Below are 15,542 nucleotides of genomic sequence, written 5' to 3'. Positions count from 1 at the left end.
CGCGAACGTGGGCGTGGCACACCCGGGAGGGCTGGGGCGAAGCCCCCTCGGGACGCTCTCGGTCAGCCGCCGTACGCGCCGGAGGCCGTCAGACGCAGTGCCGTGTCGATGAGCGGCACGTGGCTGAAGGCCTGCGGGAAGTTGCCCACCTGACGCTGCAGGCGCGGGTCCCACTCCTCGGCCAGGAGACCGAGGTCGTTGCGCAGGGACAGCAGCTTCTCGAACAGCTTGCGGGCCTCGTCCACGCGGCCGATCATCGCCAGGTCGTCGGCCATCCAGAACGAGCAGGCCAGGAACGCGCCCTCGTCGCCGGGCAGACCGTCGACGTTCTCGTCGCCGCTGGTGGTCGGGTAGCGCAGGATGAACCCGTCCGACGTGGACAGCTCACGCTGGATCGCCTCGATCGTGCCGATGACCCGCTTGTCGTCCGGCGGCAGGAAGCCCATCTGCGGGATCAGCAGCAAGGAGGCGTCCAGCTCCTTCGAGCCGTACGACTGCGTGAAGGTGTTGCGCTCCTTGTCGTAGCCCCGCTCGCACACGTCCCGGTGGATGTCGTCGCGCAGCTCGCGCCAGCGCTCCAGCGGGCCGTCCGCGTCACCGGATTCGATCAGCTTGATCGTGCGGTCGACCGCGACCCAGGCCATCACCTTGGAGTGCACGAAGTGGCGGCGCGGGCCGCGCACCTCCCAGATGCCCTCGTCCGGCTCCTGCCAGTGGTCCTCCAGGTAGCGGATCAGCTTCAGCTGGAGCAGCGAGGCGTAGTCGTTGCGCGCGAGGCCCGTCATGTGGGCCAGGTGCAGGGCCTCGGTGACCTCGCCGTACACGTCCAGCTGGAGCTGGTGGGCCGCGCCGTTGCCGACCCGGACCGGGCCGGAGTTCTCATAGCCCGGCAGCCAGTCCAGCTCCGCCTCGCCGAGCTCGCGCTCGCCGGCGATGCCGTACATGATCTGGAGGTTCTCCGGATCGCCCGCCACCGCCCGCAGCAGCCACTCGCGCCAGGCGCGGGCCTCCTCGCGGTAGCCGGTGCGCAGCAGCGAGGACAGGGTGATCGCCGCGTCGCGCAGCCAGGTGTAGCGGTAGTCCCAGTTGCGGACGCCGCCGATGTCCTCCGGCAGGGAGGTGGTAGGCGCTGCGACGATGCCGCCGGTCGGGGCGTACGTCAGGGCCTTGAGCGTGATCAGCGAGCGGACCACGGCCTCCCGGTAGGGGCCGTGGTACGTACAGTGGTCGACCCACTCGCGCCAGAAGTCCTCCGTCGCCTCCAGCGACTGCTCCGGCTCGGGCAGCGGCGGCGGCTCCTTGTGCGAGGGCTGCCAGGAGATCGTGAACGCGATCCGGTCACCCGGAGCGACGGTGAAGTCCGCGTAGGTCGTCAGCGACTTGCCGTAGGTCTCCGCGGATGTGTCGAACCACACCGAGTCGGGGCCCGCCACGGCCACCGTGCGCCCCTCGTGCTTGTGCACCCACGGCACCACCCGCCCGTAGGAGAACCGCATCCTGAGCGCCGAGCGCATCGGCACCCGGCCCGAGACGCCCTCCACGATCCGGATCAGCTGCGGGGCGCCGTCACGCGGCGGCATGAAGTCCGTGACCCGGACCGTGCCGCGCTGGGTGTCCCACTCGGACTCCAGGATCAGCGAGTCGCCCCGGTAGCTGCGCCGCGCGGCGGTCGGCGGCTCCTGGTCGGAGGCGTACGCGGGACCCAGCCGCCAGAAGCCGTGCTCCTCGGTGCCCAGCAGGCCGGCGAAGATGGCGTGCGAGTCGAAGCGGGGCAGGCACAGCCAGTCGACTGTGCCGTCCCGGCAGACCAGAGCGGCGGTCTGCATGTCTCCGATGAGTGCGTAGTCTTCGATGCGCCCGGCCACGTGCAACTCCAGTCGAACGGCCACGTCACCCCACAAGGGGGCTGTCGCTAGTGCGGTCAAGGGGGGATTTCAGCAGGTCTTGCGTTGCGTCATTGAGCGATGAAGCAAAACAGGTCACTTCGCCGTGATGCAAAGCGCCAATTGTTGCTCAACGAACTGACGAGCTCACGTTGTTCCGGTGCTTACGGGCGGGGGGTGGTGCCGTTGGGCCGGACGGGCTCGGCAGCGAGTGTCCGAGCAGGATACGACGCATGCAGATGATCCGGGTGCCCGTCCGGGCAAGCCGGGTACGCCGAACGAGTGAGCAGCGGGTGAGGGGCCGGTGGGGGTGATCGCCTCCGTGTCGGAATGTGTGCGGAGCGTGGCCGGAAGCCATCGCCCCGCGGCGCTGATACGCTGGTAGCCCGTGGACCGGTGGGCCCCTTCCCGACAGGGAACCCCCGAACCGCAGCGACGGCGCCCCGGAGTTCTCCGGCAGGCAGCCGCACCGCACCCCCAGACCGCGACCACGGGAGCCCCGTCTTGGCCATGCCGCCCGCCGCTTTTCGTAATTCGACGACCAAGCACATCTTCGTCACCGGGGGTGTCGCCTCCTCGCTCGGCAAGGGCCTGACGGCCTCCAGCCTCGGCATGCTGCTCAAGGCCCGCGGTCTGCGCGTCGTGATGCAGAAGCTCGACCCGTATCTGAACGTCGACCCCGGCACGATGAACCCCTTCCAGCACGGTGAGGTGTTCGTCACGAACGACGGCGCCGAGACCGACCTGGACATCGGCCACTACGAGCGTTTCCTCGACCGCGACCTCGACGGCTCCGCCAACGTCACCACGGGTCAGGTGTACAACACCGTGATCGCCAAGGAGCGGCGCGGCGAGTACCTGGGTGACACCGTGCAGGTCATCCCGCACATCACCAACGAGATCAAGCACCGCATCCGCCGCATGGCGACGGACGAGGTCGACGTCGTGATCACCGAGGTCGGCGGCACGGTCGGCGACATCGAGTCGCTGCCGTTCCTGGAGACCGTCCGTCAGGTCCGTCACGAGGTCGGCCGTGACAACGTCTTCGTCGTCCATATCTCGCTCCTGCCGTACATCGGCCCCTCGGGTGAGCTGAAGACGAAGCCCACCCAGCACTCGGTTGCGGCCCTGCGCAACATCGGTATCCAGCCTGACGCGATCGTGCTGCGCTGCGACCGCGAGGTGCCCACCGCGATCAAGCGGAAGATCTCGCTGATGTGCGACGTCGACGAGGCCGCCGTGGTGGCCTGCCCCGACGCCCGCTCGATCTACGACATCCCGAAGACCGTGCACGGCGAGGGTCTGGACGCCTACGTCGTCCGCAAGCTGGACCTGCCCTTCCGTGACGTGGACTGGACGACCTGGGACGACCTGCTCGACCGCGTCCACAACCCCGACCACGAGATCACCCTCGCGCTGGTCGGCAAGTACATCGACCTGCCCGACGCCTACCTGTCGGTCACCGAGGCGCTGCGCGCCGGCGGCTTCGCCAACCGAGCCCGCGTCAAGATCAAGTGGGTCACCTCCGACGACTGCAAGACCCCGGCGGGCGCGGCCCAGCAGCTCGGCGACGTCGACGGCATCTGCATCCCCGGCGGCTTCGGCGACCGCGGTGTGCTCGGCAAGGTCGGCGCGATCAAGTACGCCCGCGAGAACAAGATCCCGCTGCTCGGCCTCTGCCTCGGCCTGCAGTGCATCGTGATCGAGGCCGCGCGCAACCTGGCCGACATCAGCGACGCCAACTCCACCGAGTTCGACCCGGCCACCGGCCACCCCGTCATCTCCACCATGGCCGAGCAGCTCGACATCGTCGCCGGCGAGGGCGACATGGGCGGCACCATGCGGCTCGGCATGTACCCGGCGAAGCTGGCCGAGGGCTCGATCGTGCGCGAGGTCTACGACGGCAAGGAGTACGTCGAGGAGCGCCACCGGCACCGCTACGAGGTGAACAACGCCTACCGCGCCGAGCTGGAGAAGAAGGCGGGCATCCAGTTCTCCGGCACCTCCCCGGACGGCAAGCTCGTCGAGTACGTCGAGTACCCGCGCGACGTCCACCCGTACCTGGTCGCCACGCAGGCCCACCCGGAGCTGCGCTCCCGGCCGACGCGTCCGCACCCGCTGTTCGCCGGGCTCGTCAAGGCCTCGGTCGAGCGGAAGACTTCGAAGTAACACACCAGTTGTACGGTGGCCGGGGTGCATCCCTTCAAAGGGTGTGCACCCCGGTTTCGTTTCAGCAGGTCGCACGGCACGTGGAAGGACAGGCATGACGATCAAGGACACCCCGGAGGAGTGGGAGATCCGGGCGACGGCGACCCCCTTCACGGGCAACAAGACCTCCGTGCGCACCGACGACGTGGTCATGCCCGACGGCACCGTGGTCCGCCGTGACTACCAGGTCCACCCCGGCTCCGTGGCCGTCCTCGCCCTCGACGAGGCCGACCGCGTGCTGGTCCTGCGCCAGTACCGCCACCCCGTCCGCCACAAGCTCTGGGAGATCCCGGCCGGGCTGCTCGACGTCCCCGGCGAGAACCCGCTGCACGCCGCGCAGCGAGAGCTGTACGAGGAGGCGCACGTCAAGGCCGAGGACTGGCGGGTGCTGACCGACGTCTACACCACGCCCGGCGGCTGCGACGAGGCCGTGCGGATCTTCCTCGCGCGCGATCTGTCCGAGGCCGAGGGCGAGCGCTTCGCGGTCGAGGAGGAAGAGGCCGACATGGAACTCGACCGGGTGCCGGTCGCGGACCTCGTGCGGGGCGTGCTGGCCGGTGAGCTGCACAACAACTGTCTCGTCGTGGGCGTGCTGTCCCTGGTCGCCGCGCGCGACGGCGACGGTCTGGACGCGCTGCGCCCGGCCCAGGCGCCGTGGCCGGCGCGTCCCTTCCAGGCGTAGCGCTCCGCGGGGGGTGCCGCGACGGTGGGTGCCGCGGAGGTCGTCGGCCGGGTGGGGCACCGTCGTGGCTGGTCGCGCCGTTCCCCGCGCCCCTGTCGGGGCGCGACCGCTCCCGTCGGTCCTACGATCTGCTGATCCGATCGGGGGAAGTGGTCGTTCCGGCCGCCGTGCTCAACCCGGGACGTTGCAGAGCGTGAACTAGGCTCTGTTGCACGCCCGAACCGGAGTCCCGGCGGGCCGGTGTGTGCGGTGGGACGGGAGTGTGGCCCGTGACGGATCAGGTCGTGGAGACAGGCGACGTGCGGCCGGCCGGGCGCGCTGCCGGAGAGATCGAGTTCCTGGGCCGCACACGGGAGTTGAAGGAGCTGCGCGCCGACATCGAGCGCGCCGGACTGGACACCCTGGCCGGCCGCAAGGCACCCCGCGCGCGCGTGCTGCTCATCGCCGGCCGGCCCGGCTCGGGCCGCACCGCACTCGCCGAGGAACTCGTACGGCAGGTCGCGGACCGTTACCCCGACGGGGTCCTGCGCACACGCCTCACCGAACCCGGCGGCACCCGCGTCCCCGTCGGACGCGCCGCCCGGGACCTCCTCACCGCCCTGGGCGAGCAGGCGCCGGCCGGGGCCTGCGAGGACGACCTCACCGACGCCCTGCGCACCGCCCTGGCCGACCGCCGGGTCCTGCTCCTGCTCGACGACGCGGCGGACGCCGAGCAGGTCGACGCCCTGCTGCCCGACACACCGGACTGCCTCGTCGTCGCGGTCTCCCAAGGCCCGCTGACCGGCATCTCCGACGTCCGTCCCTGCACCCTGGGCGGCCTGGACGCCAAGTCCGGGGTGGAGCTGCTGACCCGCCACACCGGCTCGGTCCGCATCACCGTCGACCCCCGGGCCGCCGAAGGCCTCGCCGAGGAGTGCCAGGGGCAGCCCGCCGCGCTGATGCTGGCGGGCGGCTGGCTCGCGGCCCGCCCCAAGGCCGCCGTCTCCGACCTCGCCAAGCAACTGCGCGCCGATGACTCCGAGGGCACCGCCCTGACCCGGGTCTTCCGGCTCGCGCACGCCGCCCTGCCCGCGACCGCGGCCCGGATGCTGCGCCTGCTCGCCCTCGCCCCGGCCGGGCTGGTCGACCCGCAGACCGCCTCCGCGCTCGTCGGCTCCTCGGTCGGCAGCGCCCGCACCCTCCTCGACGACTTCGTCGCCCTGGGCTTCCTGCACGCGGTGGACTCCCCGCTGCCGCAGTACGAGGTGCCCGGCTGCCTGCACCCGCAGTTGCGGATCCTCGCCGAGCACCACGAACGCCCCGCCGAGCTCCAGCTGGCCCGCGCCCGCATGCTGGAGCGCACCGTACGGCTGCTCCAGGCCTGCCGGGCCATCACCGAGACCGACAGCCCCCAGGCCCGTCAGAAGCTCCTCGACATGCCGCGCGCCCTGCGCTTCCCCACCCCGCGGGCCGCCGCCGACTGGCTGCGCCTGACCCGGCCCGCGCTGCTGGCCTCGGCCCGGCTCGCGGTCGCCGACGGTGAGCTCGACACCCTGGCCCGACGGCTCATGTCCCAGCTGGTCCGGGCCATGGCGGCCCACATCGGCACCCAGGCCGCCGCGCCCGACCTCTACGACATCCACCACATGGTCCTCGGCGTCGCCGAGCGGCGGAACCTGCCCCGCGAGCGCGCCGCCGCCCTGCTCAACCTCGGCGACCTCGACGCCCGCACCGGCCGCACGGCCGACGCGCTGACGCGCTACCGGGCCGCGCTGGACGCCGGGCGCGAGGTGAACGACCCGTACGCGACCGGCCGCGCGATGGAATCCGTAGGAGGCGCGTACCAGGACCTCGACGACTTCGACCGGGCCGCCGACTGGTTCGGCCGCGCCCTGGTCGAGCGGCTCGCACGGGGCGAGCGCGCGGAGGCCGCCCGGCTCTACGGGCGGATCGCCGCAGCCCACACCTTCGCCGGCCGCTACGGCGAGGCCCTGCGGAACTGGCGCGCGGCGATCGCCGGCCACCGCAAGAACGGCGACGTGGCCGCCCAGGCGCGGGCCCTGAGCGAGCTGGGGCGGGTCCAGGAGTACGCGGGCCGCCCGGAGGAGTCGCTGCGCACCTGCCGGGAGGCCGTGGAGTGGGCGCGGCGCGCCGAGGATCCGCGGTTGCAGGCGGCCCTGCATCTGCGGCTCGCCGACACCCTCGAACACCTCGGTGACCCTGCCTCGGCCGCGCTGCACCGGGGCGCCGCCGAGCGGATTCTCGGCGACTCAAACCTTCAAAACGACCCTGACGCCTGCGAAATCCGTACCGCATCAGTCGAAGATTGATGCAATGGAAGGCTAGACAGCGAGAACACCTTCATTAGACTGGCTCTGCCGCACGTTCTCTGCGGTCTCTCCCGGTGTGCCCGCGTGTGCCCGGGTATGTCTTAGTAAGAGCCCCCATACCCTCTGAGCCAAGGACCGTGATCGACGTGAAGGTCGGCATCCCCCGCGAGGTCAAGAACAACGAGTTCCGGGTGGCCATCACCCCCGCCGGCGTGCACGAGCTGGTGCGCCACGGCCACCAGGTCGTCATCGAGCGTGGCGCCGGCGTCGGCTCCTCGATCCCCGACACCGAGTACGTCGCCGCCGGTGCGCAGATCCTGGACACCGCCGACGAGGTGTGGGCCGCCGCCGACCTGCTGCTGAAGGTCAAGGAGCCGGTCGCCGAGGAGTACCACCGCCTCCGCAAGGACCAGACGCTCTTCACCTACCTGCACCTGGCCGCCTCCAAGGAGTGCACGGACGCCCTCCTGGAGTCCGGCACCACCGCCATCGCCTACGAGACCGTCGAGCTGCCCAGCCGCGCGCTGCCGCTGCTCGCCCCGATGTCCGAGGTCGCGGGCCGGCTGGCCCCGCAGGTCGGCGCCTACCACCTGATGCGCGCCAACGGTGGCCGCGGTGTGCTGCCCGGCGGTGTCCCCGGCGTGCTGGCCGGCCGCGCCGTCGTGATCGGCGGCGGTGTCTCCGGCTGGAACGCCGCGCAGATCGCCATCGGCATGGGCTTCCACGTGACCCTGCTCGACAAGGACATCAACAAGCTCCGCGAGGCGGACAAGATCTTCGGCACGAAGATCCAGACCGTCGTCTCCAACGCCTTCGAGCTGGAGAAGGCCTGCCTGGAGGCCGACCTCGTCATCGGCGCCGTGCTGATCCCGGGCGCCAAGGCCCCGAAGCTCGTCAGCAACGAGCTCGTCTCGCGGATGAAGCCCGGAAGTGTCCTTGTCGACATCGCGATCGACCAGGGCGGCTGCTTCGAGGACTCCCGTCCGACCACCCACGCCGAGCCGACCTTCCCGGTGCACAACTCGGTCTTCTACTGCGTCGCCAACATGCCCGGCGCGGTGCCGAACACCTCCACCTACGCGCTGACCAACGCGACGCTGCCGTACATCGTCGAACTGGCCAACCACGGCTGGGTGGACGCGCTGCGCCGCGACCCGGCGCTGGCCAAGGGCCTCAACACGCATGACGGCAAGGTCGTTTACCGCGAGGTCGCGGAGGCGCACGGCGTGGAGCACGTGGAGCTGACCTCGCTGCTCGGCTGAGCCCGCGCAGCCGGAAAGTCGGCTAACCCACCAACCGGCAAAGGCGATACGTCAACACACGTCGTCAACCCCGCGCACCCGGCCGGACCTTGCCCGACAAGGTCCGGCCGGATGTGTGTATGGTCACTTCGCGATTCTCGAGCAACTCGCCTCGAACGTAACCCTTCAACCGATTCGCACACCGGTGAAACCTGCCGTGCGACGGCCGTACGCCCTTGACAGCGGGATGTTTCATTGCCGACACATCGGGCCGGGTCCGGCGGATTGTGTTGCTGCGGACGCCCGACACGCCATAGAGTCGCCAGCTGTCGGCATGGTGCCACGCTGACCTGTCTAGAAGTTTCCTGGTCACCAAGGAGGTAAGACGACTTGTGAATGAGTCGACATTTACTCCCGGGGGTGGCCAGCCAGGAATGCCTGCACGGGACCAGGAGCCCGCGGGGTTCGCGGCTGTCGGCTCCGTCGCTGTGCGCACCTTCGCAGCCCACCAGAGTCAGCAGGCGACTCACACAGCACACCAGAAGATGGATGGCCATCACGTGAACGCCATGGCCGGCGACGGAAGTGGCGCGCCCCACAACCACTTCGCCGACTACGACGAACTGCCCGAGGGGCACTTCTACGACCCCGACGCGGAGTACGAGCCCGATCCCGAGTACGCGGCCACTCTCGCGCCCGACGCGGCCAGACAGCGCCGTGAGCGCGTCGGCCCGACCGGGCGTCCGCTGCCGTACTTCCCGATCCCGGGCCCGCTGCCCGAGCACGGGCCCGCGAAGATCATCGCGATGTGCAACCAGAAGGGCGGCGTCGGCAAGACCACGTCGACCATCAACCTGGGTGCCGCGCTCGCGGAGTACGGACGCCGGGTCCTGCTCGTGGACTTCGACCCGCAGGGCGCGCTGTCGGTCGGACTCGGCGTCAATCCGATGGAGCTCGACCTCACCGTCTACAACCTGCTCATGGAACGGGGCATGGCGGCCGACGAGGTGCTGCTGAAGACGGCGGTCCCCAACATGGACCTGCTGCCCAGCAACATCGACCTGTCGGCGGCCGAGGTCCAGCTGGTCTCCGAGGTCGCCCGCGAGTCGACGCTGCAGCGCGCCCTGAAGCCGCTGCTGCCCGACTACGACTTCATCGTCATCGACTGCCAGCCCTCGCTCGGCCTGCTCACGGTGAACGCCCTGACGGCCGCGCACAAGGTGATAGTGCCTCTGGAGTGCGAGTTCTTCGCGCTGCGTGGTGTGGCCCTGCTGACGGAGACCATCGAGAAGGTCCAGGAGCGGCTCAACCCGGAGCTGGAGCTCGACGGCATCCTCGCCACGATGTACGACTCGCGTACGGTGCACAGCCGTGAGGTGCTCGCGCGTGTGGTCGAGGCGTTCGACGACCACGTCTACCACACGGTCATCGGGCGCACGGTCCGCTTCCCGGAGACCACGGTCGCCGGCGAGCCGATCACCACGTACGCCTCCAACTCCGTCGGTGCCGCCGCCTATCGCCAGCTCGCCAGGGAGGTGCTCGCCCGGTGTCACGCCGAGTGAGTCTGCCGGGGGCCGACGAACTCTTCCGTACGACAGGGGGGATGGCGCTTCAGTCGTCCCAGCCCAGGCGTCAGGCCAACGGCGACGCCCGGGTGCCCGCTCCGGCGGGGGAGGGCGACGCGGCGGCCGCGGCGGAGGACGCGCCGCAGTCGGTGCCCGCGCAGGGCGGCGACGGTGACGGTCCGGAGCATGTCGCGGCGGACGCGGAGCCCGGCGAGGCCGGGGAGGCGCACAGCCGTTCCGCGGCCGCCGAGCGCTCCGGCTCCGCCCGTCAGCAGACGGTGCAGGAAGGTTCTGCCGCCGGTGCGGCGGGGGCCGCGGGCGCCGCGCCCCGCAAGCGCGGACGGAGTCCCTCGCGCCGCCCCAGCGGCCGTGAGCGGCACGACGAGAAGATCACGGTGTACGTGTCGGCCGAGGAGCTCATGGACCTCGAGCACGCCCGTCTGGTGCTCCGTGGCGAGCACGGCCTGGCCGTGGACCGCGGACGCATCGTCCGCGAGGCGGTCGCGGTGGTCCTCGCCGACCTGGAGACCCGCGGGGACGCCAGCATCCTCGTACGACGACTGCGCGGGCGGTAGCGGTAGCCTGCGGGGGCCATGACCTCGAACGCTTCCCCACCTCCCCCCGGCGGCCCGGCCGGCCGCCGGCGTGCGCTGGGGAGGGGGCCGGGGGCTCCGCGGACGGCTCCGCCGGCTGAGCGGCCAGAGGCCGAAACGCCGGAGACCACGCCTCAGGAGGCCGGACCGCCCCCTTCACAGGAGCAGGCCGACCCCACGACTGCGCCGGCTGAGCTGCGGGCGGGGACGGTCGCGGACGGGTCGTTGCCCTCGGGCGGGGATGTCGGGCCTGCGGGGCTCGCTGCCCCGGTGACCGAGCCGAGCTCTTCGCCCCACAGCGCCGGGCAGGCGGCTTCGCCGACGCGTTCCCCGGCCGAGTCGTCCGGGACCTCCGTGGAGGGTGACGGGACAGTTCCGTCGGCTGAGCTGCGGGTGGGGACGGTCGGGAACGGACCGTTGCCCGAGAGCGAGGGTGTGGCGCGGGCGGGGCTCGCCGACCCAGTGGCCGAGCCCGTGACCGGGCGGGCCGGATCCCTGGAAGCCGCGGTCACGGGGCCGGTGGACGCGGCCGGACCTGTGGTGCTGCCTGCGGGCCAGGCCGTGCCCGAGGAGGTTTCCGCGTCCGCCCCGGGCTCCCCGGCCCCTGCCGGGGACGCCGGCGCGGCGGCCGATGACGGGGTCTTCAAGGTTCGGCTCGCCAACTTCGAGGGGCCCTTCGATCTGCTGCTGCAGTTGATCTCGCGGCACAAGATGGACGTCACCGAGGTTGCGCTGTCGAAGGTGACCGATGAGTTCATGGCCCACATCCGGGCGATGGGGCCGGACTGGGACCTGGACGAGACCACCGAGTTCCTGGTCGTCGCCGCCACCCTGCTCGATCTGAAGGCCGCGCGGCTGCTGCCCGCCGCCGAGGTGGAGGACGAGGGCGATCTCGCGCTGCTCGAAGCGCGGGACCTGCTGTTCGCGCGGCTGCTGCAGTACCGCGCGTACAAGCAGATCGCCGACATCTTCAGCGGGCGGCTCGACGACGAGGCCCGCCGCTACCCCCGTACCGTCGGCCTCGAAGCGCACCACGCCGAGCTGCTGCCCGACGTCGTCATCAGCATCGGGGCGGAAGGGTTCGCCAAGCTCGCCGTGAAGGCGATGCAGCCGCGGCCCAAGCCGCAGGTCTACGTGGACCACATCCACGCCCCGCTGGTCAGCGTGCAGGAGCAGGCGCGGCTCGTCGTGGCCCGGCTCAGGGAGCTGGGCGAGGCCAGTTTCCAGGTCCTCGTGGCGGACACCGACGACACCCTGACCGTCGTGGCGAGGTTCCTCGCGCTGCTGGAGCTGTACCGCGAGAAGGCCGTCGCGCTGGAGCAGGAGACCGCGCTCGGGGACCTGCTCGTGCGATGGACCGGCGGGGACGGGGACGAGACCCCGACCGTCACCGACGAGTTCGACCGGCCGCCCGAGCCGCCGAAGGAGGAGAAGAAGGCGTGAGTGAGCGAGTGACCGACCTGCCGGCCGGGGCACCCGGCGTCGCCGGTCTCGATCTGAAACCGGCTCTGGAGGCCGTCCTCATGGTCGTGGACGAGCCCGCGACCGAGGAGCACCTCGCGAAGGTACTGGAGCGGCCGAAGCGGCAGATCGCCGAGGCCCTGCGCGAGCTGGCCGACGAGTACACCGTCCAGGGCCGCGGTTTCGAGCTGCGGTACGTCGCGAACGGCTGGCGCTTCTACACGCGGGCCGCCTACGCACCGGCCGTCGAGCGCTTCGTCCTGGACGGCCAGCAGGCCCGCCTCACCCAGGCCGCCCTGGAGACCCTGGCGGTCGTCGCCTACCGGCAGCCGGTCAGCCGCAGCCGGGTCTCGGCCGTGCGCGGAGTCAACTGCGACGGTGTCATGCGCACCCTCCTCCAGCGCGGTCTGATAGAGGAGGCGGGCACGGAACCCGAAACAGGTGCGATCCTGTACAGGACGACGAACTACTTCCTGGAGCGGATGGGCCTGCGCGGTCTGGACGAGCTCCCGGAGCTCGCGCCCTTCCTCCCGGAGGCGGAGGCGATCGAGGCCGAGACCCAGGAAGGCGTACCGTCGTTCGACCCGGACGCGCCTGACGACGACGCGCCGGGCCGCCCGGTGAACCCGGGGACCGACGACGAAGACGACCAGACGGAACTTTGATGCGAAGCAGCAGCGGCAGGAACAGCAGCGGAAACAACGGCGGGAGCCGTGGTGGCAACAGCGGCGGCCGCGGCGGGAGTGGTGGTGGTCGCGGCAACTTCCGCGGCGCCGGCAACAACCGCGACGACAAGCAGGGCAGCGGCCGTCCGAAGAAGCCGCGCCCGGAGGAGCGGCGCTACGACGTGGGCCCCGGGGCGACGAAGGACGGCCCCAAGGCCGGGCGTGGCGGTGCCGCGCGCGGCGGCGCCAAGGGCGGCCCCAAGCAGTCCCAGAGGCCGGGGCGTACGACCCCGGCGCGCCCGCGTGAGTACGAGGCGCAGGTCGAGGAGCGCAACCGCGACCGGTACGCCGGGAAGAAGGAGGTCAAGCTCCCCAAGACCTTCCCCGGCGCCGAGCAGGAGGGCGAGCGGCTGCAGAAGGTCCTCGCCCGCGCGGGCTTCGGCTCCCGGCGTTCCTGCGAGGAGCTGATCGAGCAGGCCCGGGTCGAGATCAACGGCGAGATCGTCCTGGAGCAGGGGCGGCGCGTCGACCCGGAGAAGGACGAGATCAAGGTCGACGGCCTGACCGTCGCCACGCAGAGCTACCAGTTCTTCTCGCTCAACAAGCCCGCCGGTGTCGTGTCCACGATGGAGGACCCGGAGGGCCGGCAGTGCCTCGGTGACTACGTCACCAACCGCGAGACCCGGCTCTTCCACGTCGGCCGGCTCGACACCGAGACCGAGGGCGTCATCCTGCTCACCAACCACGGCGAGCTGGCCCACCGGCTGACCCACCCGAAGTACGGCGTGAAGAAGACCTACCTCGCGCACATCGTCGGGCCCATCCCGCGTGACCTGGGCAAGCAGCTCAAGGACGGCATCCAGCTGGAGGACGGCTACGCCCGCGCCGACCACTTCCGCGTCGTCCAGCAGACCGGCAAGAACTACCTCGTCGAGGTCACCCTCCACGAGGGCCGCAAGCACATCGTGCGCCGGATGCTCGCGGAGGCCGGCTTCCCGGTCGACAAGCTGGTCCGGGTCTCCTTCGGGCCGATCACGCTGGGCGACCAGAAGTCGGGCTGGCTGCGGCGGCTGTCCAACACCGAGGTCGGCATGCTGATGCAGGAAGTCGACCTCTAGACCTTGTGAGCGACCGGCACCCCCTTTTATAGTCGTGCTGACTATTAAAGGGGGTGTTCGCCGTGGACGGCTACGACAAGTACGCCCACGAGCCCTTCGCCGTCACCGTCGACCTGGCGGTGTTCACGCTCCGGGAGGGCGCGCTGCACGTGCTGCTCGTCGAGCGCGGGCAGGAGCCGTACGCCGGGCACTGGGCGCTGCCGGGCGGATTCCTGCAGCCGGACGAGTCGGCGGAGACGGCCGCCCGGCGTGAACTCGCCGAGGAGACCGGCCTGTCCGATGTCTCGGGGCTGCATCTGGAGCAGCTGCGGACCTACAGCGAGCCCGGCCGCGACCCCCGGATGCGGGTCGTCTCCGTCGCCTTCGCGGCACTGCTGCCCGACGCCCCGGAGGCGCACGGCGGCAGCGACGCGGCGCAGGCCCGCTGGGTGCCGTACGGCACGGCGGGGCCGCTCGCCTTCGATCACGACCGCATCCTGGCCGACGCCCACGACCGCGTCGGCGCCAAGCTCGAGTACACCTGCCTCGCCACCGCCTTCTGCCCGCCCGAGTTCACCCTCGGCGAGCTCCAGCAGGTCTACGAGACCGTGTGGGGCACCGAGCTCGACCGGCCCAACTTCCGGCGCAAGGTGCTCGCCACGCCGGGCTTCGTCGCACCCGTCCCGGGCGCCGCGCGACTGACCGGCGGCCGCGGCAAACCCGCCGCGCTGTACCGCGCCGGCACCGCCACCGCCCTCCACCCGCCTCTCCTCCGGCCCGCCCGGGAAGGACGTCCCGCATGACCACGCTCGTCCACAAGCAAGCCGCCACCGGAGCGCTCACGGGCCTGGCCCTCGGGGATGCGCTGGGCTTCCCGACCGAGTTCGACGACGTCCCTTCGATCCTCGCCAGGTACGGGCCCTGGCGGGAGATGGAGCTGCCGAAGCGCGCCGTCGTCTCGGACGACACCCAGATGACGCTGGCGCTGGGCCACGCGGTGCGGACCGCCATGGACCGAGGGGTGCTCGCCCCGCTGCGACTGGTGCGGCCCCTGCGCGAGGAGTTCGTGAACTGGTACCAGTCCCCGGACAACAACCGGGCTCCGGGGCGCACCTGCATGAAGGCCTGCTACCTGCTGAAGGACGAGTCCCGCCCCTGGCAGGACGCCAGCCAGACCGAATCCAAGGGCTGCGGTGCCAACATGCGCGTCGCGCCGCTGGGCCTGGTCTCCGGTCTGAGCGACGAACAGCGCGCGGGCGCCGCCCAGTTGCAGTCCGCCCTCACCCACGGGCACCCCACCGCGCTCGCCGCGTCCGACCTCACCGCGCACGCCGTACGCCTGCTCGCGCAGGGCGCGGAGCCGACCGGGCTGATCGGCCTGCTCCGCTCGTACGCCCTGGAGAACCGCGGCCGCTACCACGAGCGCTGGCTCGGCGACCTGTGGCGGCGGGCCGGGGACCCGAGCCCGGGGCAGTTCATCGCGCGCGGCTGGGACGAGTGCCTGGAGGTCCTCGAACGGCTCCAGCGCGCCGTGCGCACCGTCTCGCCGGAGACCGACCCCTGTCTGGCCACCGGAGAGGGCTGGATCGCCGAGGAGGCCCTGGCGACCGGGCTGCTGTGTTTCCTGCTCTTCGTCGACGAACCCGTGACGGCCCTGCGCCGCGCCGCCTGCACCGCCGGCGACTCGGACTCCATCGCCTGCCTGACGGGCGCCTTCGCGGGCGCCTACCTGGGCGCGGAGGCCTGGCCCGCCGAGTGGGCCGACCGCGTCGAGTACCGGACCGACCTGCTCACCCTCGGGGCGCTGTGGGACGCGTGAGGGCCCACGGGCGGGCGCG

General features: G+C 71.4%; 12 protein-coding genes. 11 read left to right on the top strand and 1 reads right to left on the bottom strand.

The features are described 5' to 3' along the window. Window positions 1-62: 62 nt before the first annotated feature. A complete protein-coding gene (locus tag IGS69_RS06675) occupies window positions 63-1,865 on the bottom strand; it encodes a glycoside hydrolase family 15 protein (protein WP_190904403.1) in 1,803 nt (600 codons plus the stop codon). Between the two features lie 528 nt (window positions 1,866-2,393). Here IGS69_RS06675 and IGS69_RS06670 point away from each other — a divergent pair. The 11 genes from IGS69_RS06670 to IGS69_RS06620 all read left to right on the top strand — a co-directional run bounded on the left by IGS69_RS06670 (window position 2,394) and on the right by IGS69_RS06620 (window position 15,523). Beyond that, on the top strand, window positions 2,394-4,052 hold the full coding sequence (locus IGS69_RS06670; protein WP_190904402.1) for a CTP synthase: 1,659 nt from the start codon (window positions 2,394-2,396) through the stop codon (window positions 4,050-4,052). Window positions 4,053-4,146: 94 nt separating this feature from the next. Beyond that, a complete protein-coding gene (locus IGS69_RS06665; protein WP_190897690.1) occupies window positions 4,147-4,773 on the top strand; it encodes an NUDIX domain-containing protein in 627 nt (208 codons plus the stop codon). A 269-nt stretch (window positions 4,774-5,042) separates the two neighbouring features. Next, window positions 5,043-7,082, top strand: a complete 2,040-nt coding sequence (locus IGS69_RS06660; RefSeq protein WP_190897688.1) for a tetratricopeptide repeat protein — start codon at window positions 5,043-5,045, stop codon at window positions 7,080-7,082. A gap of 137 nt (window positions 7,083-7,219) precedes the next feature. Beyond that, a complete protein-coding gene (ald, locus tag IGS69_RS06655; RefSeq protein WP_190897687.1) occupies window positions 7,220-8,344 on the top strand; it encodes an alanine dehydrogenase in 1,125 nt (374 codons plus the stop codon). Window positions 8,345-8,757: 413 nt separating this feature from the next. Then, window positions 8,758-9,885, top strand: coding sequence for a ParA family protein (locus IGS69_RS06650; RefSeq protein WP_078625596.1), 1,128 nt, complete (start codon window positions 8,758-8,760; stop codon window positions 9,883-9,885). Next, window positions 9,870-10,463, top strand: a complete 594-nt coding sequence (locus tag IGS69_RS06645; protein WP_190897686.1) for a hypothetical protein — start codon at window positions 9,870-9,872, stop codon at window positions 10,461-10,463. The genes IGS69_RS06650 and IGS69_RS06645 overlap by 16 nt, the downstream gene beginning before the upstream one ends. Window positions 10,464-10,898: 435 nt before the next feature. Then, window positions 10,899-11,924 carry a segregation and condensation protein A gene (locus IGS69_RS06640; protein ID WP_332836549.1) on the top strand — a complete coding sequence of 342 codons (1,026 nt, stop codon included), beginning with the start codon at window positions 10,899-10,901 and terminating at the stop codon, window positions 11,922-11,924. Continuing rightward, complete coding sequence (gene scpB, locus IGS69_RS06635; protein ID WP_190897683.1) at window positions 11,921-12,607, top strand: SMC-Scp complex subunit ScpB; 687 nt, start codon at window positions 11,921-11,923, stop codon at window positions 12,605-12,607. The genes IGS69_RS06640 and scpB overlap by 4 nt, the downstream gene beginning before the upstream one ends. Further along, complete coding sequence (locus tag IGS69_RS06630) at window positions 12,607-13,725, top strand: pseudouridine synthase (protein WP_190897682.1); 1,119 nt, start codon at window positions 12,607-12,609, stop codon at window positions 13,723-13,725. Before scpB ends, IGS69_RS06630 begins: the two co-directional genes overlap by 1 nt. 53 nt (window positions 13,726-13,778) lie before the next feature. Continuing rightward, a complete protein-coding gene (locus IGS69_RS06625; protein WP_190897681.1) occupies window positions 13,779-14,507 on the top strand; it encodes an NUDIX hydrolase in 729 nt (242 codons plus the stop codon). After that, window positions 14,504-15,523 (top strand): ADP-ribosylglycohydrolase family protein, encoded by a 1,020-nt coding sequence (locus IGS69_RS06620; RefSeq protein ID WP_190897679.1) that lies wholly within the window; start codon window positions 14,504-14,506, stop codon window positions 15,521-15,523. The genes IGS69_RS06625 and IGS69_RS06620 overlap by 4 nt, the downstream gene beginning before the upstream one ends. Window positions 15,524-15,542: the final 19 nt, after the last annotated feature.

Origin of the sequence: Streptomyces tuirus, assembly GCF_014701095.1 — a bacterium.
GTDB lineage: Bacteria > Actinomycetota > Actinomycetes > Streptomycetales > Streptomycetaceae > Streptomyces > Streptomyces tuirus.
This window is presented reverse-complemented; position numbering and strand designations above follow the sequence as displayed.

Coding starts and splice junctions, on each gene's coding strand:
- IGS69_RS06670 (WP_190904402.1), top strand. CDS start 2,394: ATGCCGCCCGCCGCTTTTCGTAATTCGACGACCAAGCACATCTTCGTC.
- IGS69_RS06665 (WP_190897690.1), top strand. CDS start 4,147: ATGACGATCAAGGACACCCCGGAGGAGTGGGAGATCCGGGCGACGGCG.
- IGS69_RS06650 (WP_078625596.1), top strand. CDS start 8,758: ATGCCTGCACGGGACCAGGAGCCCGCGGGGTTCGCGGCTGTCGGCTCC.
- IGS69_RS06630 (WP_190897682.1), top strand. CDS start 12,607: ATGCGAAGCAGCAGCGGCAGGAACAGCAGCGGAAACAACGGCGGGAGC.
- IGS69_RS06620 (WP_190897679.1), top strand. CDS start 14,504: ATGACCACGCTCGTCCACAAGCAAGCCGCCACCGGAGCGCTCACGGGC.